Here is a 19,031-nt window from a genome sequence, read left to right as displayed (position 1 = left end):
AATAACTTGCGTGAGGACGAAATTCGCGGTGCCACCTCAATTATAGGATTTCTCCTATCTCTCATTCCTGTCTCAGATACCTCCTGTAACAGGCTGTGCGATAAAGGGCACTCCCTTGAGAATTATGTTTTCTTCTCTTGTTTCAGATGGACCCAACCTTACAGCTTTCTCTGCTTGTTTCCAGCAACCACAAGCTCTCTGTGAGAGAAAGAACTGTAATTTTTCCATCTATTATTTTTTAGCTTCTAGGTAGTCTGCAATCGCAGCTACGTCCTTGTCTCCACGACCAGAGACATTGATAATGATAATTTCATCTTTACTTAGTTTTGGTGCACGTTTAACCGCTTCTGCGATAGCGTGCGAACTTTCAATCGCTGGGATAATTCCTTCTGTCTTGCTGAGAAGGAGCAGGGCTTGAACAGCTTCTTCGTCTGTCGCAGCAACATATTCCACGCGACCTGAGTCTTTAAAGTAGGCGTGTTCTGGTCCGACACCTGGATAGTCCAAACCAGCTGAGATAGAGTAAACTGGAGCTAGCTCTCCATCTTCCTTAAAGACTGCATAGGTCTTCATGCCGTCAACAATTCCAATACTTCCTTTTGTCATAGTCGCTGCGTGCTTGTCTGTGTCAAGTCCGTGACCAGCAGCTTCGACCCCAACCAGTTTGACTTCTTCATCAGCCACATACTGTGAAAAAGCACCAATGGCATTTGAACCACCACCGACACAGGCAATAACGTAATCTGGCAAACGTCCTTCTTTTTCCAAGATTTGACGACGAGATTCTTCACTGATGACCTTTTGGAATTCGTGAACAATTGTAGGATAAGGATGTGGGCCTACAGCAGATCCCAAAACGTAGAAGGCTTCAAGGTCATTCATCCATGCTCCAAAGGCTGCATCTACCGCATCCTTGAGGGTACGAGTTCCAGTTTCAACCGCGTGAACAGTTGCTCCCATCATCTCCATGCGGAAGACATTGAGACGTTGACGCTCCACATCCTCTGCCCCCATGTAGACATCACAGGCCATACCAAACTTGGCTGCAGCCGCTGCTGTCGCAACACCATGTTGACCAGCTCCTGTTTCTGCGATCACTCGTTTTTTGCCCATACGTTTAGCAAGAAGAATTTGTCCTAAAACGTTATTAAGCTTGTGAGAACCCAGATGGTTAAGATCTTCGCGCTTGAGATAAATCTTAGCCCCACCTAAGTGATCTGTCAAACTTTCTGCAAAATAAAGCGGTGTTTCGCGACCTGAATAGTCTTTTAAGTAATGGCGAAACTCTGCCAAAAACTCTGGATCATCCTTGTACTTGTCAAATGTCACTTCCAACTCATCCAACAAAGCCTGAATCGGTTCCGGTACAAAACTACCACCAAATTGTCCAAAATAACCTTTAGTTGTCATAAAATTTTTCCTCTTTTTTCAGTATTAATTTCAAGATATGAAAAAGCCCACACACAGAATTAAATTCCATGTGAGGGCGTTGGTAACGCGGTGCCACCTCAATTATAAAGGGACTATTCCCCTTTACATCTCTGCCTTGTCTAACAACAAGTTGCACTGTAAGGTGTGCGCACCGAATTTTCATTGTTTCAAATTCATTTTTAAAATCAGCCCACTTTCACTACTTCCAACCACCTGTTCACAATTACCACAGGCTCCCTGAAGATCAAAAATAGTTACTTTTCTGATTTGTTGAATTTATTTTAATACTTTGTTTTTTCTTTGTCAAGACTTTTTTACAATTTTTTTGATGAAGCTAGTACTTTTTCAGAAACTGTTTTGAAAGTCTCAATGATATAATCCACTTCTTCATCGCTTAGTTTAGTGTGAAGAGGAAGCGTAATTTCATTTTCAAAGAAGGCATAAGCCTTAGGATAGTTCGCCATATCAAAACCAAGATTCTTATAGGCTGTCAAAAGCGGAAGCGGTTTGTAGTGGACATTGCTTGCAATTCCTGCTTTAGCTAATTCTTGGATAATAAGATTGCGTTCTTCTAAACTCGCTCCTTCTACATGGGTGATGTAGAGGTGGCGTGAAGATTCGACAGTTTCAGTCTTGTGTGCCAATGGATGGATACGAGAACCTGCAAAACCACGATCATAGCGGTTCACGATCTCCTTACGACGTTCTAGCAAACTTGGGTAGCGGTCCAATTGTACCAAACCAAGGGAAGCCATAATATCGGTCATATTACACTTGTAGGCTGGTGTGACGATATCGTATTCCCATGAACCCAGTTGCATCTTAGCAAGAGCATCCTTAGTTTGTCCGTGAAGGGAAAGAATTTGGAACTCCTTGTACATTTCTTCGTCGTCAATCGCTGGATTGGCTTTCCAAGTGGCACTTCCACCTTCTGCAGTTGTAAAGTTCTTAACGGCGTGGAATGAGAAGGAAGTAAAGTCAGCGATAGAACCAGCTGGTTGCCCTTTATAAGTAGATCCCAAAGCATGGGCACTATCAGAAACAATCACGATACGGTTAAAGGCTTTTTGCCACTTGCTTGAAGCGGTAAAGAGATCACGTTTCTTCTCCACAACTTGGAACAAACGGTCGTAGTCGCAAACAATCCCTGCAAGCTCTACTGGGATGATCACCTTGGTCTTTTCAGTGATAGCTTGCTCAAGCAGGTCATAGTCCATCTCAAACGTATCTGCTTGGATATCCACCATGACAGGAGTTGCTCCCACGTGAGTGATGACACTACATGAAGCTGTATAGGTCATGGCTGGAACGATGACTTCATCACCAGGTCCCACTTCCAAAACGCGTAAAATCAACTCAAGAGCGGCAGTCGCAGAGTTGAGGCAGACGGTCTTAGGTGTCTGTGTATATTGAGACAAGCGACGCTCTAGTTCTTTTGTCTTAGGACCTGTTGTGATCCAACCAGAACGCAGGGTATCCGCTACTTCAGCAATTTCTGCTTCCGTAATATCGGGTGGTGAAAATGGAATATTGTAATTTGGCATTGATTTGCTCCTTTTATCTGTACTCATTTTCTTATGACTACTTTATTTTAGCACTTCAAACACGGTTTGAAACATGATTTTGATGTCTCCAAGGAAACTAAACTCTCGGAGATAGGCGAGGTTATAGCGCATCTTTTCAGGAAGGACGTGTTCGACATAGGCCTGGTCAACTGACAAACCTTTCTCCGTCATTTGACTGATGATGGTGTCCTCATCCTTGTAGTTGATGCTGGCTGGAGAGGTAATCCCTGCTGGTAAGAGCAAGGTCGCCATCATTTCAGGGCTATACTGCTCTGTGTAACGAGGTACTTCAGGACGCGTCCCTACAAAGGACATCTCACCTTTAAGAACATTGACCAACTGAGGCAGTTCGTCCAAACGGACACGGCGGATGAAATTCCCAACCTTGGTAATGCGGCTATCGTTAGCAGAAGTCACTAGACTCCCTTTTTTATCCGCATCCGTCACCATGGTACGGAACTTCCAAATCTTGAAAGGTCGATTGTACTGGGTCACGCGCTCTTGCTTATAAATCACTGGCCCCTTGCTATCCAACTTGATCCAAATGCTCAAGATGAGAAAGATAGGAGAGGTCAGAATCAGCAAGACTACGGCTAGAACCCAGTCCAAGCAACGCTTAAAAATCAGCGAACCCTTCCTTTTAGAGACAAGCTGGTAGTAAGACTCAACCTCGCTTGATTTCATTTCCACGGGCAAGTCTTCCCATTTCAGCATGCTGTTTCTCCTTTGTTTTTATTATACTATTTGTCAACATTTTTCATTATACCACAAAATGGAAAAGGCGGTGAAAGAAATCTGTAATTTGAAGGATTTCCTTCTTACACTCAATGAAAATCAACGAGTATTAGGCCATGGCCCCTGCCTGCAAGCTATACATCTTGTGATAGGTCCCTCCCAAGGCCAAGAGTTCTTCATGAGTTCCGCTCTCGATAATGCGCCCCTTGTCCAAAACATAGATGCAGTTGGCGTCTTGGATGGTAGAAAGGCGGTGAGCAATGGCAATGGTTGTCCGCCCCTGTCTCATCTTCGCCAGAGAAGCTTGAACTAGACTTTCTGTTTCAGAGTCAATATTGGCTGTCGCTTCATCCAAAATCAGAATTTTAGGCTGACTGGAGACTGTTCTGGCAAAGGCAAGAAGCTGACGCTGACCAGTAGAGAAACTCGAACCACGCTCAGAAACAGGGGCGTCATATCCCTGAGGAAGTTCTTGAATAAAGGAATCTGCATCCACGAAGGCTGCTGCAGCCTGGACCTGGTCATCACTGATTTCTTGGTACATGGCGATATTGGACTTAATGGTCCCATGATAGAGGAAGGGATCCTGCAAGACCAGACCAATGTTTTTTCTCAACTCTTCCTGACTATAGTTCCTAATATCCACATCGTCCAAGAGAACTCGCCCTGACTGGAATTCATAAAAGCGCATGAGGACATTAATAATCGAAGATTTCCCTGAACCTGTATGACCCACAAAAGCAATGGTCTCACCCTTGTTAACGGAGAAGGAAATGTCATCCAGAATCGGATGTTTGCCATCATAAGAGAAACATACATGTTCAAAACGGATATTGCCTTCTTTGACTTTAGCTTGCCCATCTTCTTGAAGAGGCTCATAGGTCCTCTCATCAATCAAGGCAAATACACGGCCTGCAGACACCATGGACGTTTGAAGGGTTGAAAAGTTTTGCGTCACCTCAATCAGAGGATCAAAGAGACGATTGATATACTGGATAAAGGCATACATGGTTCCTGCCGTTATTCCCAGATAAAGGCCACGATAGCCAAAGTAAGCCATCAAGACTGCATAACCTAAGAGTTTCAGCAAACTCATGGCAGGACGCAAAAAGAGGGCATCCAAGGCTACAGAACGGTTGGCATAGACCAAATGTTCTTGGTTGATTTCATCAAACTCTGACTGTAGGCGCTTCTCTTGATTAAAGGCCTGGATTATTCTGATTCCCTCTATGTTTTCAGCCAGCTTGCTATTGATATCTGACAAGAGACTTCTGGTTTTCTCAATGATTTTCACTGATTTTTTTCGATAGAGATTGACCAAAAGGAAAATCAAGGGGAGAAAGAGCAAGACTAATGCTGTCAAACGAAAATCCAATACCAACATGGTATAAAGAGTTGTCAGAAAGATGAAAACTGCTGAGATAAAGCTAGATAAAATCCCTGAAAACATATCACTGATGGTCTCAGTATCATTTGTCAAACGAGAGACGATAGAGCCTGCTGGCGTCTTGTCAAAGTAAGACATGCCTAGTTTCTCCATATTGGCAAAGGCATCGCGACGAATATCCCTAACAATACTGTAGGATACCCTCGCAAAGAGAATATTGCCAACATACTGGACCAGAGTTTGTAGGATATAAAGGCCATAGTAGGCCAGCAAAACGGTCAAAGCGAGTTGGTTGAGATTGCTGAGATACTGGTCAATAAAGTGGGAAGCCACAAGGGGAATGACACTTTTTATGATTGTAGTCGCTAGGAGAAAACTAAGTGCCAAAAAAGTCAGGAGTCCATAAGGCTTGAGATAAGACATCAAGCGCTTCAATACAGTCCATTGTTCTTGTTTATTCTGCATCTTCTTCTCCTTTCATTTCCAACTGTTGAGACTGGTAGGTCTGGGCATACCAGCCATTCAAAGCTAGCAGGTCTTCGTGCCTGCCTCGTTCGATAATTTGGCCATTTTGCAGGACTAAAATCAAATCTGCATGGACAACTGCACTGAGTCGATGTGCTGTAATAATAGTTGTCTTGTCCTTGCGCGTCTCCTTGAGATTGTCGATAATCGCATACTCTGTCTTGGCATCCACGGCTGACAAGGAATCATCTAGAATCAAGATATCAGGGTCTAAAATCATAGCCCTACTCATAGCCAGACGTTGCTTTTGACCACCTGAGAGACTGACTCCCTTTTCACCGATCAGCGTATCAAATCCCTGAGGCATGTCCACAATATCTTTATAAACTTGAGCTAGTTTAGTCGCTTCCTCGACCGCTGAAAGGGGCAAATTAGGATTGCCGAAGCGGATATTGTCTAAGATAGAGGTCGCAAAGAGAAACTGATCTTGAGGGACATAGCCCATGAGACCACGAAGGTCTGTCAGACGATAATCACGAATATCGTGATCGTTTAGATAAATAGCTCCCTTATCCACATCGTATTCACGCAAGAGGAGCTTAATCAAGGACGTTTTCCCAGAGCCTGTCTGTCCGACCAAGCCTAGGGTTTGTCCTTTTTCTAAACTAAAGTGAATATCCGTCAGTGTCTCCTCATTTTCAAAGGCAAAGCTGTCAATAGCGTACTCCAAACGTCCATTTTCAATACCGTCCAGAGGAAACTCAGGGTCTTTTACAGGTGATTCCTGAGATAAAAGTTCCTCAATCCGTTGGTAAGAAACCTTGCCTCGCTGAGTGATATTAAAGAGGAAACCAATGGCCATAAGAGGCCAAACTAGCATATCCAAGTAGCTGATAAAGGTGACCAGATTCCCAACCGTGATTTGCCCTTTCTGAACCATCAAAGAGCCGACCAAGAGAGTTAAAACATAGGACGAACCAACAAACAAGAGAACCATGGGGTCAAAGAGACTATCGTATTTCATGGTTTGGAGATTCTTTTGGAAGGTCAATTCATTGACTGTCTGAAAGGACATCAACTCGTCCGCCTGATACCCGAAAGACTTGGTCACTTTAATACCTGATACAGACTCCTGCACCTTATTATTGAGTTCAGAAAAGGCAGCCTGTGATTCACCAAAGGCCTTGTGGGTCTTTCTCCCTAGACGACTGGTCGCATAAGCCATGAAAGGCAGGGGCAAAATGGCAACTAAGGTCATTTGCCATGAGATGCTAAAAAGCATGGTTAGCAAGGTCACTAAAGCTGTGATGGAGGCATCCACCGCAGACATAACACCGCCGCCTGCCAGACGGGTTAAGGCATTGATATCATTTGTAGCGTGTGCCATCAGGTCTCCCGTTCGATAGGTCTGATAAAAGGCTGGAGACATTTTTGTGAAATGCTCAAATAAGCGAGACCGCATAATCTGCCCCAAACGGTAGGAGGTTCCGAGGATATACATACGCCAAACATAGCGCAGATAATACATCCCAAAGGCTGCAAGGAGCAAGTAAAATAGGTCAAGAAGAAGGTCCTGCTGGGTTAATTGCTCCGATGTGATGGCATCAATGACCCGCCCCATAACCATAGGGGGAATGAGATTGAGGACGGAAACCAAGACCAGAGCCACAATCCCGACTAAATAACGGCGTTTTTCTAACTTGAAAAACCACCAAAGTTTTTGAATAATGGACATAACATCCCTTTCTGATTGCAAATAGAAACCTGAGGCCAAGACCCCAGGTTTTTCTTATTCATAGGTTACAACTGTGACGGCACCCTTGTCATACTCAGCGATAAAGATATTGGCCACATTGTCATGTCCTTGTTTGCTTAGATTATCAAGCAGCCACTCTTCGCTACGGCCAATCGATTCCAAAACATCGACTTGGATCACACCGTCAGTCACAACTGGATACTTAGGATTTTCATCCCCCATTTGGACCACGATGAGTTGGCCATTTTGCTCCTGCACAGCGCATTTGACCTGTTTCATCTGGAAAATCCCTTGGCTACGAAGTTTGAGAGCAACTTCTGCTGCAGACAAACCAACTGAACGACAGGCTTCTGGGTCAATCTGCCCATTTTTGATAAGGAGAGTTGGTTTTCCATCAATCAAGCGTTTGACAAAACGAACATTGTTATTGAGCCACTTTAGGGTCAAGACCAAAATCGTCCACATCATCAAAATCACTGCATACTGGAGAATGCTGATAGAACTATTGTAAATCACCCCACCGATGATACCACCAAGAACATAGTTCTGAATTTGGTCTGTCGCAGAGTTAGGTGCTAGGTTCCCCTTTCCTGTCACATTGATAACAAAAACAAGCGAGAAGAGCCCCAAGGCCAGTTTGATTAAAATTTCCATATAATTGAGTGTCATTTGTTTACCTCCACCAATTCAATAGCGTCTGTTTGATGCAATTCTAATTTCTCTAAAAGATACTTGTCTGGTTGGCTCCCGTTCATGGCGCGGTAGAAATTTGGACCTACCTTGACAAGCGCTCCATCAGTGGCTGCAGAAGTATTGACATAAACTTCTGATTTATCCACTCCCAAGTCTTTGGAAACAACCTCTATGAAATGAAGGGAGGTTTGAAATTGGTTGTTAGAGGCTTGATTGGTCTGGTATTTTGAGATTGTCACCAAAAGCATGGCCACCAAGGTCAAGGCCAAAATCATGACCAATTCCCGAAACTTAGTCCCCTTTTTATCTCGATAGGCTTTAAAAGCAAAAAATCCTGTGATAGCTAGGAGAACAATTCCAAAGCCAATCATGATTCCATTTTGTTGACTGATTTGGCTAAGCACATAGTCATATGAGTAAAATTTCATTTATTTTCACTCCCTTTCATAAAATCATTCTTAATTATAAACGAAAGAGAGTGATTTTTCAAGCCATACGTTGGGGAAATAGACTTATCAGACCAACTTCTCTAACTAATGACTCAAATACCTGTTTCAAGATTCTAATTTTGATAATTGATAAGAATAGACACTAGGAATTATCACTACAAAGAAAAGTGTCAAGAAGAATACCCAGTAAACATATAGTTGCACAAAGGAATTTAGAAACAATAACAATCCTCCTAATACCCAAATTTTTCCAGCTAGACGATGCGTTTTTCTCCAGTTTTCATCATTCTCCAAGGTCCACGGTAGTCGAATACCGATTATATAATTTCGGTGTGTTTTTGGTAGATAATTTCCAATTATGATCATCATGACTCCCATAAAAATCTGAGCTAGTAGCCCACTCATCATGGAATAACCCAAAGATTCTCCGAAGATAGAAATCATTAATAGACAAGATACAAAAGGAATAATCCAGTAAATCAAAACTTGTATTTTTGAACTGATATTGCTAGATTTAGGATCTTTAATCATTATAAATAGAAGCAACCAATGCATCAAAAGCATGAGAGTCGGTAATCCAAAGATAGCAGACATTTTATGATTGTAGCCATCCGCTTGACCCAGTAGATTAAAATGAGTGGGTATCTCCTCTGGTAATTGATTCCAGAAAACACAACCTACAAGGGAAGGTAGTAGGATGAGAATGCTCGTAAATAATACCAATTTCTTATTGATTTTTATCTTCATCAAAATGATCTCCTTTCAGATCTGCTAACCAAACCATTATGTCCTCTAAAACCGATGTATTTAACTCATAATAAATAAAGTTTTTTTCTTTCATTTCATGAATCAAATCCGCTGCTTTCAAAATCGTGAGATGGTGTGAAATAGTTGCACTAGTCAACTCAAATTGACTGGCAATTTCTCCTGCAGATAATCTACCTGCTTTGAGTAAATTTAAAATCTCTCTCCTAACTGGATGAGATAAGGCTTTAAAACTATTTGCAAAACTCATAATGACTCCTTTCCCTTTGTAATATTAGTAGGGCTAGGAATAAGCAAGGTAGAACTGATAGCATTCCGGTCGGTGATGGGCCTAAAATCAAGAGGCTTGAAACTTTTTCTCCTGGTAATTGGAAGAGTAACCCAATACCTGCAGTTGCATTGATTGCCCCATGAAATAGGGCAGAAGCCCAGATAGAACCTGTCTTTTCCAACAACCAGCTCAACAATATTCCTACGCTAAAACAAAATAGAAACATAGCAACAACTCCCAAAACGGGATAAGCAAAATAAGTAAGACCATAATTATATCCTTGTAAATTGATTGGTAAATGCCATAGACTCCAAATGAGAGCAAGTAAGACATGAGTCTGGACTAGTGAAAAGCGTTCTCTTAGCACTGGGTAAAGATAGCCACGCCAACCAATTTCCTCCCCCAATGCAAAGAAACTATTAAAAAAAGGAGCGTAGGTCAAACTAGCTAGGATTTGAATCAAAACCAAGGAAGATAAGGGAATGGCTGATTGAGAGACACCTTTTTCTTGTAAGATGGCTTGAATAGATTCAAAACCAAGGCTGAAATTGCTAGGAAATACAAGAAAATAAAGTCCCGCTCCTAAAAAACTGATGACTGCTGGTAACCAGATAGCTAGTAAGTAAAAGCGCCAGTTCCTCTTGAGATTCACGACTAATTTAGATTTGATTCCACTAGGTTGATTCGTGATTTTCCCTAAAACAAAGACTGCAAGTGCAGGCATCCACATGGCTACAATACTAGCAAGTTGACTCCATGGAGAATTTAGACCAACACCACTTAGCCATAGTGCCAACCATATTATCCAAGCAAGGGCATAAGCCAAGACCACAAAAAGAAGGATTGTTCTCTTATTTGACATATATGTAACTTCACTTTCTATTTAGATGTTTTTCTAAATAACATTATACACCTTTCTATTCTAAACACAAGAACTATTTAGATTTTTTTCTAAATAGTTTAGGGAATTTTTATTTTCTAAGGATAAAGTCTAAAGAGTAATTTTCAAACCATACGTTGGGGAAATAGACCTTTTTTTGGTATAATAAAATCTATAATCTGAATGAAAAAGGTAACTTTATGAAACTTATCTCATGGAATATTGATTCCCTAAACGCTGCCCTAACTAGTGACTCAGCTCGCGCGAAATTGTCCCAAGAAGTCCTACAAACCTTGGTCGCTGAAAATGCTGATATTATCGCTATCCAAGAAACCAAGCTTTCTGCCAAGGGGCCTACTAAAAAACATCTTGAGATTTTAGAAGAACTCTTCCCAGGCTACGCAAACACGTGGCGCTCTTCCCAAGAACCTGCCCGGAAAGGCTATGCTGGAACCATGTTCCTTTATAAGAAAGAACTTACACCTACTGTCACTTTCCCAGAAATCGGTGCCCCTTCTACCATGGACTTGGAAGGTCGTATCATCACTCTAGAATTTGATAAATTTTTCGTGACCCAAGTTTACACTCCAAACGCTGGCGACGGCCTCAAACGCTTGGAAGAACGTCAAGTCTGGGATGTCAAATATGCGGAGTATTTGGCTGAACTAGACAAAGAAAAGCCAGTCCTTGCAACCGGTGACTACAACGTGGCCCACAATGAGATCGACCTTGCAAATCCTGCCAGCAACCGCCGTTCACCAGGATTTACCGACGAGGAACGTGCTGGATTTACCAACCTTTTGGCAACTGGATTTACCGACACCTTCCGCCATATTCATGGCGATGTTCCAGAACGCTACACTTGGTGGGCACAACGCAGCAAGACTTCTAAAATCAACAATACAGGCTGGAGAATCGACTACTGGCTCACAAGCAACCGCGTGGCTGACAAGGTGACCAAGTCTGATATGATTGACTCCGGTGCGCGCCAAGACCATACACCCATTGTCATGGAGATTGAACTCTAAGGAGAAAACGAATGGACTATCAAGCTGTCATTCCTGAATTTGTAGTATCTGACATCGAAAAATCACGCCACTTCTACTGCGACCTGCTAGGATTCTCTGTCGAATACGAGCGCCCCGAGGAGAAATTTCTCTTCCTCTCGCTTGAAGACTGCCAGCTCATGTTAGAAGAAGGCAGCGCAGAAGAATTAGCCCAACTAACCTATCCTTTCGGGCGCGGTGTCAATATTTCCTTTGGCATTGAAGATGTCCCTCAGCTCCACCAAAAACTGCTGGAAGCTGACTATCCTATCCATCGTCCGCTGACCAAAAGAGAATTTCGAGTGGGAGATAGCTTTATATATCCCCATGAATTTGCAGTTTTGGATCCAGATGGCTATTTTTTAAGATTTAGCGAGTAGAAAAATAGAAACCTACAATACTGTATCGTGTTGTAGGTTTTTGTTCGTTCGTTTTTTTTATCTAAACACTAACAAAATCTTTGATTTCTAAAGTTATTTAGTGTAAAATAAAAACATTGGCACAAGCCTATTTAAAATTGAATATCATTTTACTTGTTTATGTCGTGAATTGGCACGACGTTTCTACAAGGTGCCGGAACACCTAACAATAAGTAAGTCAGAAGTGAGGTATGGTCGTTTTTGCCATGCCTATTTTGGGGACTTGCTTAGAGATTAAGTAGGTCCTTTTTCTATCAGTTTTACTGGATAGAAATCTGAAACAAGCAAATGGATTAGCTTTTAGACTTTAGGAGGTCTTATGAAATTATTAGAAGAGCGCGTCCTCAAGGATGGGCATATCTTGGGTGATAACATCCTCAAGGTGGATTCCTTTTTAACCCACCAAGTTGACTTTAGCTTGATACGAGAAATCGGTAAGGTTTTTGCGGAAAAATTTGCTTCTGCTGGTATTACCAAGGTCGTAACCATTGAAGCGTCAGGTATTGCCCCAGCCGTTTTTACAGCTGAAGCCTTAAACGTTCCCATGATTTTTGCTAAAAAAGCTAAGAACATCACTATGAACGAAGGAATCTTAACTGCCGAAGTTTACTCCTTTACCAAGCAAGTGACCAGTACCGTTTCTATCGCTGGAAAATTCCTCTCACCAGAGGACAAGGTCTTGATTATCGACGATTTCCTTGCTAATGGCCAAGCTGCTAAAGGCTTGATTCAAATCATCGAACAAGCTGGTGCCACAGTCGAAGCTATCGGTATTGTGATTGAAAAATCCTTCCAAGATGGCCGTGATTTGCTTGAAAAAGCAGGCTATCCTGTCCTATCACTCGCTCGTTTGGATCGTTTTGAAAATGGTCAAGTCGTATTTAAGGAGGCAGATCTCTAATGCAAACTCAAGAAAAACATTCACAAGCAGCCGTTCTTGGCTTGCAGCACTTACTAGCCATGTACTCAGGATCTATCCTGGTTCCCATCATGATTGCGACAGCCCTTGGCTATTCAACTGAGCAGTTGACTTACCTGATTTCCACAGATATCTTCATGTGTGGAGTGGCAACCTTCCTCCAACTCCAACTCAACAAATATTTTGGTATTGGACTCCCAGTCGTTCTAGGAGTAGCCTTCCAATCCGTTGCTCCCTTGATTATGATTGGGCAAAGCCATGGAAGTGGCGCTATGTTTGGTGCCCTTATCGCATCAGGGATTTACGTGGTTCTTGTTTCAGGCATTTTCTCAAAAGTAGCCAATCTCTTCCCATCTATCGTAACAGGATCTGTTATTACTACGATTGGTTTAACCTTGATTCCTGTCGCTATTGGAAATATGGGAAATAACGTTCCAGAGCCAACTGGTCAAAGTCTCTTGCTTGCAGCTATCACTGTTCTGATTATCCTCTTGATTAACATCTTTACCAAAGGATTTATCAAGTCTATCTCTATTTTGATTGGTCTAGTTGTTGGAACAGCCATTGCTGCTAGCATGGGTTTGGTGGACTTCTCTCCTGTTGCGGCAGCACCACTTGTCCATGTCCCAACTCCCCTCTACTTTGGGATGCCAACCTTTGAAATCTCATCTATTGTCATGATGTGTATCATCGCAACGGTGTCTATGGTTGAATCGACTGGTGTTTACCTAGCCTTGTCTGATATCACAAAAGACCCAATCGACAGCACGCGCCTGCGCAACGGTTACCGCGCAGAAGGTTTGGCCGTACTTCTCGGAGGAATCTTTAACACCTTCCCTTACACAGGATTTTCACAAAACGTTGGTTTGGTTAAATTATCAGGTATCAAGACTCGCCTGCCAATCTACTACGCAGCTGGTTTCCTGGTTCTCCTTGGACTCCTTCCTAAGTTTGGTGCCCTTGCTCAAATCATTCCGAGCCCTGTCCTCGGTGGTGCCATGCTGGTGATGTTTGGTTTTGTATCGATTCAAGGGATGCAAATCCTCGCCCGTGTTGACTTTGCTAACAATGAACACAACTTCCTTATCGCAGCAGTTTCAATCGCTGCAGGTGTCGGACTCAACAATAGTAATCTCTTTGTCAGCATGCCGACAGCCTTCCAAATGTTCTTCTCAAACGGAATCGTCGTAGCCAGCCTCCTCGCCATTGTCCTCAATGCCGTATTAAATCATAAAAAGAAATAAGAAAAAGAGGTGTACGCCTCTTTTTTATGTTATATCCTTACCTGTCTGTCTTCTGACCGTTGGCCTGTGACAAACATGGTAAATGTTGCCTTGCAGACATTTCTGCCTTCTTGATTGGTGATATCGACATCCACTACACAGGTTGTGCGACCTTGATGAACGCATTCTCCTTTAATGGTCAACACGTCGTCAAGTTTTCCTGCCTTGAGGTAGTTGATAGAGGATTGAAGTGTCACCCCATCAAGCCCCAGCGAGATAACCACCAAACCACTGATTTGGTCACAAAGGGTGAAGAGATAGCCACCATGGGCATTGCCATAGTAGTTGAGCGACGAGTCCACTACTTTGGTCGTCACCTCAACATGACCATCTCTCATTTGTTCAATTTCGTAATTTTCAAAAGCAGATATAGCGTCAAAATGAAAATCTTTCATCGTTTCCTCCTGATATTTCAAACGACACTATGATACTACTTTTTATAGGACTGTGCAAGGAGAAAGCTCCTAGTCTGACAAAATTCCGACCTGCTCTACAAAGCGCATAAAGGCTACCTGTCCTTGCTCCGTCTGCTTGTAAACTCCTGCATCCTCCAGAACACGTGCAAAGATGGCACCTACAGAGTCCTTGACGATTTCAAGGGCTTTTTCTTTATCTTTTAGGTCTGGATATTGGGCTTTGAGTTCGTCTGCCCATTTCTGATGATAATCGGCAACCGTAACAGCTTCTCCTACAAGATAGCTAGCGACTTGCTCCACTTCTTCTTTCAGACGTGGTGGCAAGATTGCCAAGCCCATGACCTCAATCAAGCCGATATTTTCCTTCTTGATATGTTGGACATCCTTGTGGGGATGATAGATGCCATCAGGATGCTCTGCCGATGTCTGATTGTCTCGTAAGACCAAGTCCAACTCAAACTGTCCATCGCGTTTACGGGCAATCGGTGTGATGGTATGGTGTGGTGTGCCATTACTTTCTGCCAAGACTTGCACACTTGGATCTGAATACTGACGCCATTCTCGCAAAATCTTGTCAGCTAAGTTGATCAATTCCTCTTTGGAATCCGAAGTCAAACGTAGGACTGACATAGGCCACTTGACAATCCCAGCCTTGACCTGTTCAAAACCAGCAAAAGAGAAAGTCTTTTGCAAGGGAGCCAATTCCATAGGGAATATGTGACGGCCTCCCTGATAGTGGTCATGAGTTAGAATAGAGCCCCCCACAATCGGTAAGTCCGCATTTGAACCCGCAAAATAGCCCGGAAACTGCTCTACGATAGCCAGCAGACGCTCAAAACTCAGACGACTAATGACCATGGGGCGGTGCTGGCCGTCTAAGAAAATACAGTGCTCATTAAAATAAGCATAGGGCGAATACTGGAAGCCCCATTCCTGACCCGCCATTTCAAAACGGATAATACGGTGGTTGCTGCGAGCTGGGTGGTTAACCCGACCATGGTAGCCTTCGTTCTCTATACAAAGCTGACACTGGGGATAATGGCTAGCTTGCACCAACTTAGCCGCCGCAATCTCTTTCGGATCCTTTTCAGGCTTAGAGAGATTGATGGTAATCTCAAGGTCTCCATAGTCCGATGGAACACGATAAGCAATGTTTTTAGCAATGGCCTTGAGCTTGATGTAGTCATTTTTCTGGCTGAGTTGGTAAAAATCCGCTATCGCCTGCTCAGGAGATTGGGCGTAAGTTCCCCAGAAGTCACGATTAACCTGACTCGGACAAGGGGTCACCAAATTCATCAGTTCAGCACCGAGGATTTCACGCGCAGTCTGACTATCCTCAATCGTCTCTAATCGAACCGCCTCCTCAACCAGCTGGTCCTTGAGGTCAATCAATTTATCCAGATTCGTCTCAACTTCCAAAACACCATCTCCCACTCGTGCCAAGACACGATTGGTCAAGTAGATTCGATCCATTTCCTCAAATGAACTTTTAGCAATGACTTCCGTGATAAATGCATCTAGAACTCCCTGACTCATTGATTCTCCTTCTTACTTTCTAAATAGTCTCTGACAGCATCTAAATCCTGAAAAACTTGTTCTGTTTTATTTAAGAAAGACTGTGCTGGCATTTTCAAGTCTGGAATACAAATAACTGGTATCCCAGCTCTATAGGCTGCTTCAATACCTGCTTCACTATCCTCTAATACTAAGCAATTCTCTGGTAAAACATTCAAATCACTACAGGCCTTTAAAAACATATCAGGGTAAGGTTTGCTTCGCTTTACATCTTTTGCAAAAACTAGATGGTCAAATAGGGACAGTATACCATTACTATCCAAAATCATTCTAGCTCTAGATTCAACACTTGAAGTTGCTAGAGCGATTGGAATACCTTCTCTTTGCAAAAAAGCAAGCAACTTTTTAGCACCTTTTTTTAAATTTACACCTTTGGCTAATATTCGAACTTCCAGTTCATAAACTTTTTCCAAGGTTTGGTCAAAGTTCCAAGGTAAATCATAGGTATCTAAAAATCGTTGAACATTCTCCTCTTCCCTATGTCCACTGTATTCTCTAGAATATGTTTCTTCTGTGAAAGGAATTCCAAAATCTTTAAGCAATTCTTGATAAACTTTTAGAGAAATGATCTCAGTATCAGCTAATAAGCCATCTAAATCAAATATTACAGCGTCCATTTACTTCTCTCCTAGTCTAAAACGCGACTGCCACCTGCAACTTCAGCGATATAGAAGCTTGGAGCGTATCCAACTACTTCCTCGTAGTGTTTGCCTACAGCTTCCTTAAAGGCCTCAACAGTGTCTTTTTGCACCAAGGCAATGGCACAGCCACCAAAACCTGCCCCTGTCATACGAGCACCGAGAACACCTTCTTGAGCCCAAGCTGTGTGAACAAGGGTATCCAATTCCAAGCCAGTTACTTCATAATCATGCTCCAGAGAAACGTGAGATGCATTCATCAAGCGACCAAATGTTTCCAAATCTCCTGCTTGAAGGGCTGCTTGAGCTTTAAGGGTACGTTGGTTTTCAAGCACAGCATGACGAGCACGTTTCAAACGATTTTCATCTTTAATCAGATAGCTATATTGGTCAAAGGCCCACTCATCCAATTCACCCAAGGTTTGAATATCCAAGGCAATTTGCAGTTCTTCCACTGCTTTCTCACACTCAGCACGGCGTTTATTGTATTTAGAGTCTGCTAGTTCACGACGTTTATTGGTGTTCATGATGACAACAACATTGTCTTTCAAATCAAGCGGCACCAAGTCATACTCCAAGGTGTTGGTATCTAGGTAAATAGCACGTTGATCTGCCCCCATACCGATGGCAAACTGGTCCATGATACCAGAGTTGACTCCGATAAAGTTGTTCTCTGTTTGTTTTCCGATTTTAACCAAATCCAAACGGTCTAGTTTTAAATCAAAGAGATGCTCTGCCACGACCCCTGTCAAGAGTTCCAAGGATGCTGAAGAAGATAAACCAGCACCATTTGGGATATTCCCATAAACATAAAAATCAAAACCTTTGTCAATCACGTGCCCAGCTTCTTGCAAGAAATGAAGAACCCCTTTTGGATAGTTGGTCCAGTTGTGCTCTTTTTCAAATTTGAGGTCAGCAAGAGGCACTTCGATGATACCCTTGTCCTCAAAGTTGGCTGAGTAGAAACGCAAGACTTGGTCGTCACGCTTGCGAGCTGCACCATAAGTTCCCAAGGAAATAGCAGCCGGAAAAACGTGCCCACCGTTGTAGTCTGTGTGTTCACCAATCAGATTGATACGACCTGGTGAAAAGAAGGTTTGGTCTGCTTCTTGACCAAAAACAGCAAGAAAGTCTTTACGAAGTGCTTCAGCAGTAAGATGTTGTGTCATATGAATTCTCCTTTGACTGTTCGTTAAGTCACCTTAACGTGTAATCGTTTTCTTCTATTGTATCCAAGGGATTTCCCAAGGTCAATCCTTTTTACTAAACTTTTACTAAACAATCGGTAAAAAGCAGAAAACTATGATATACTAACCTAAAGGAAGGAGGATTTATGGCTACCTTAAAAGACATTGCACAGCTAGCCTCTGTCTCTATCGCGACCGTATCCCGTGTCCTCAATCGCGACCAGAGCCTATCTGTTACAGAAGAAACTAGACACCGTATTTTAACTGTTGCTGAAGAGTTGGGCTACACCAAGCACCTCAAGACAGGCGAGTCCCACAAACCCAAGCAGAAAATTGCCATTATCCAATGGGTCAGCGAACAAGGGGAGTTGGACGATCTCTACTACTACCAGATTCGCCTAGGCATAGAAAAAAGAGCCCAAGAACTGGACTATGATATCTTGCGCTATTTTAATGACCATCCTTTTACACTAAGCGAGGAAGTGATTGGGATTCTTTGCATCGGAAAGTTTAGCCGAGCTCAGATTTCTGCCTTTGAAGAATATCAAAAACCCCTGGTCTTTCTAGACAGCGATACACTTTCCCTAGGACACACTTGCATTATCACAGATTTTTACACTGCCATGAAACAGGTCGTCGATTATTTCCTCAGCCAAGGAATGGACCGTATCGGGATTCTAACAGGCCTTGAGGAAACGACTGACCAAGAAGAAATCATTCAGGACAAGCGACTTGAAAACTTCAGAAACTACAGTCAAGAAAAAGGAATCTATCATGATGAACTTGTCTTTCAAGGAAGCTTTACTGCCCAGTCTGGCTATGACTTGATGAAGGAGACCATTCAGAGCTTAGGAGACCAACTCCCACCAGCCTTTTTTGCCGCTAGTGATAGTTTAGCCATCGGTGCCCTCCGTGCACTTCAAGAAGCTGGAATCAGTCTGCCAGAACGTGTCAGCCTCATTTCCTTTAATGACACTAGTCTGACCAAGCAAGTCTATCCTCCCCTTTCCAGCATCACAGTCTATACCGAGGAAATGGGCCGAGCAGGTATGGATATTCTTAACAAGGAAGTACTCCACGGTCGCAAAATCCCTAGCTTGACCATGCTGGGAACCAGACTGACTCTGAGAGAAAGTACAAGGAATGAATAG

At 42.8% G+C, this 19,031-nt stretch carries 19 protein-coding genes, 1 riboswitch and 2 other annotated features; of the genes, 5 read left to right on the top strand and 14 right to left on the bottom strand.

The features are described from left to right. Nucleotides 1–9: 9 nt before the first annotated feature. Nucleotides 10–241 (bottom strand) — a binding site (T-box leader). The 10 genes from trpB to M594_RS02375 all read right to left on the bottom strand — a co-directional run bounded on the left by trpB (nucleotide 232) and on the right by M594_RS02375 (nucleotide 10,379). Then, nucleotides 232–1,410: a tryptophan synthase subunit beta gene (gene trpB, locus M594_RS02420; protein WP_000208440.1), complete on the bottom strand. Its 1,179-nt coding sequence runs from the start codon at nucleotides 1,408–1,410 to the stop codon at nucleotides 232–234. (Overlaps the previous feature by 10 nt.) Nucleotides 1,411–1,479: 69 nt before the next feature. Beyond that, nucleotides 1,480–1,711 (bottom strand) — a binding site (T-box leader). A 34-nt stretch (nucleotides 1,712–1,745) separates the two neighbouring features. Next, nucleotides 1,746–2,975 (bottom strand): DegT/DnrJ/EryC1/StrS family aminotransferase, encoded by a 1,230-nt coding sequence (locus M594_RS02415; RefSeq protein ID WP_020903539.1) that lies wholly within the window; start codon nucleotides 2,973–2,975, stop codon nucleotides 1,746–1,748. Nucleotides 2,976–3,017: 42 nt separating this feature from the next. Further along, complete coding sequence (locus M594_RS02410) at nucleotides 3,018–3,710, bottom strand: sugar transferase (RefSeq protein ID WP_023943889.1); 693 nt, start codon at nucleotides 3,708–3,710, stop codon at nucleotides 3,018–3,020. Between the two features lie 130 nt (nucleotides 3,711–3,840). Then, nucleotides 3,841–5,583, bottom strand: a complete 1,743-nt coding sequence (locus M594_RS02405) for an ABC transporter ATP-binding protein (RefSeq protein WP_173875863.1) — start codon at nucleotides 5,581–5,583, stop codon at nucleotides 3,841–3,843. Continuing rightward, nucleotides 5,573–7,318, bottom strand: coding sequence for an ABC transporter ATP-binding protein (locus M594_RS02400; protein WP_173875862.1), 1,746 nt, complete (start codon nucleotides 7,316–7,318; stop codon nucleotides 5,573–5,575). The genes M594_RS02405 and M594_RS02400 overlap by 11 nt, the downstream gene beginning before the upstream one ends. 54 nt (nucleotides 7,319–7,372) lie before the next feature. Continuing rightward, nucleotides 7,373–8,008: a DUF421 domain-containing protein gene (locus tag M594_RS02395; RefSeq protein ID WP_000174451.1), complete on the bottom strand. Its 636-nt coding sequence runs from the start codon at nucleotides 8,006–8,008 to the stop codon at nucleotides 7,373–7,375. Further along, on the bottom strand, nucleotides 8,005–8,460 hold the full coding sequence (locus tag M594_RS02390; RefSeq protein ID WP_000675331.1) for a DUF3290 family protein: 456 nt from the start codon (nucleotides 8,458–8,460) through the stop codon (nucleotides 8,005–8,007). Before M594_RS02390 ends, M594_RS02395 begins: the two co-directional genes overlap by 4 nt. Nucleotides 8,461–8,586: 126 nt before the next feature. Further along, nucleotides 8,587–9,228 (bottom strand): SdpI family protein, encoded by a 642-nt coding sequence (locus tag M594_RS02385; protein WP_094753358.1) that lies wholly within the window; start codon nucleotides 9,226–9,228, stop codon nucleotides 8,587–8,589. Then, complete coding sequence (locus M594_RS02380) at nucleotides 9,209–9,496, bottom strand: autorepressor SdpR family transcription factor (protein ID WP_000006510.1); 288 nt, start codon at nucleotides 9,494–9,496, stop codon at nucleotides 9,209–9,211. The genes M594_RS02385 and M594_RS02380 overlap by 20 nt, the downstream gene beginning before the upstream one ends. Continuing rightward, complete coding sequence (locus M594_RS02375) at nucleotides 9,480–10,379, bottom strand: CPBP family intramembrane glutamic endopeptidase (protein ID WP_094753359.1); 900 nt, start codon at nucleotides 10,377–10,379, stop codon at nucleotides 9,480–9,482. The genes M594_RS02380 and M594_RS02375 overlap by 17 nt, the downstream gene beginning before the upstream one ends. 218 nt (nucleotides 10,380–10,597) lie before the next feature. On the opposite strand from M594_RS02375, the gene M594_RS02370 reads away from it, so the two are divergent. The 4 genes from M594_RS02370 (at nucleotide 10,598) to M594_RS02355 (ending at nucleotide 14,025) form a co-directional block, all read left to right on the top strand. After that, entirely contained in the window at nucleotides 10,598–11,425 is an 828-nt protein-coding gene (locus M594_RS02370; RefSeq protein ID WP_084930297.1) for an exodeoxyribonuclease III, read from the top strand. 11 nt (nucleotides 11,426–11,436) lie between these two features. After that, nucleotides 11,437–11,823, top strand: a complete 387-nt coding sequence (locus tag M594_RS02365; RefSeq protein WP_049539602.1) for a bleomycin resistance protein — start codon at nucleotides 11,437–11,439, stop codon at nucleotides 11,821–11,823. Nucleotides 11,824–11,956: 133 nt separating this feature from the next. Continuing rightward, a riboswitch (purine riboswitch) is annotated at nucleotides 11,957–12,052 on the top strand. 129 nt (nucleotides 12,053–12,181) lie between these two features. Further along, nucleotides 12,182–12,763: a xanthine phosphoribosyltransferase gene (locus tag M594_RS02360; RefSeq protein WP_173875861.1), complete on the top strand. Its 582-nt coding sequence runs from the start codon at nucleotides 12,182–12,184 to the stop codon at nucleotides 12,761–12,763. Then, nucleotides 12,763–14,025 carry a nucleobase:cation symporter-2 family protein gene (locus M594_RS02355; protein ID WP_004256021.1) on the top strand — a complete coding sequence of 421 codons (1,263 nt, stop codon included), beginning with the start codon at nucleotides 12,763–12,765 and terminating at the stop codon, nucleotides 14,023–14,025. Before M594_RS02360 ends, M594_RS02355 begins: the two co-directional genes overlap by 1 nt. A gap of 29 nt (nucleotides 14,026–14,054) precedes the next feature. On the opposite strand, the gene M594_RS02350 is transcribed toward M594_RS02355, so the two are convergent. From M594_RS02350 to M594_RS02335, 4 genes are all read right to left on the bottom strand, one after another. Next, nucleotides 14,055–14,459, bottom strand: coding sequence for a PaaI family thioesterase (locus M594_RS02350; protein ID WP_000651218.1), 405 nt, complete (start codon nucleotides 14,457–14,459; stop codon nucleotides 14,055–14,057). Nucleotides 14,460–14,528: 69 nt separating this feature from the next. After that, nucleotides 14,529–16,016 carry a UDP-glucose--hexose-1-phosphate uridylyltransferase gene (locus M594_RS02345; RefSeq protein WP_173875860.1) on the bottom strand — a complete coding sequence of 496 codons (1,488 nt, stop codon included), beginning with the start codon at nucleotides 16,014–16,016 and terminating at the stop codon, nucleotides 14,529–14,531. Continuing rightward, the gene (locus tag M594_RS02340; RefSeq protein ID WP_173875859.1) at nucleotides 16,013–16,672 is read right to left on the bottom strand and encodes an HAD family hydrolase; all 660 of its coding nucleotides are present in this window, start codon (nucleotides 16,670–16,672) and stop codon (nucleotides 16,013–16,015) included. The genes M594_RS02345 and M594_RS02340 overlap by 4 nt, the downstream gene beginning before the upstream one ends. Before the next feature lie 11 nt (nucleotides 16,673–16,683). Next, entirely contained in the window at nucleotides 16,684–17,862 is a 1,179-nt protein-coding gene (locus M594_RS02335) for a galactokinase (RefSeq protein WP_173875858.1), read from the bottom strand. Between the two features lie 164 nt (nucleotides 17,863–18,026). On the opposite strand from M594_RS02335, the gene galR reads away from it, so the two are divergent. Beyond that, complete coding sequence (gene galR / locus M594_RS02330) at nucleotides 18,027–19,031, top strand: DNA-binding transcriptional regulator GalR (protein WP_153209320.1); 1,005 nt, start codon at nucleotides 18,027–18,029, stop codon at nucleotides 19,029–19,031.

Origin of the sequence: Streptococcus mitis, assembly GCF_013305725.1 — a bacterium.
Taxonomy (GTDB): domain Bacteria; phylum Bacillota; class Bacilli; order Lactobacillales; family Streptococcaceae; genus Streptococcus; species Streptococcus mitis_BO.
Note: the sequence above shows the minus strand (reverse complement) of the source record. Positions and strands in the feature narration are given on the sequence as shown.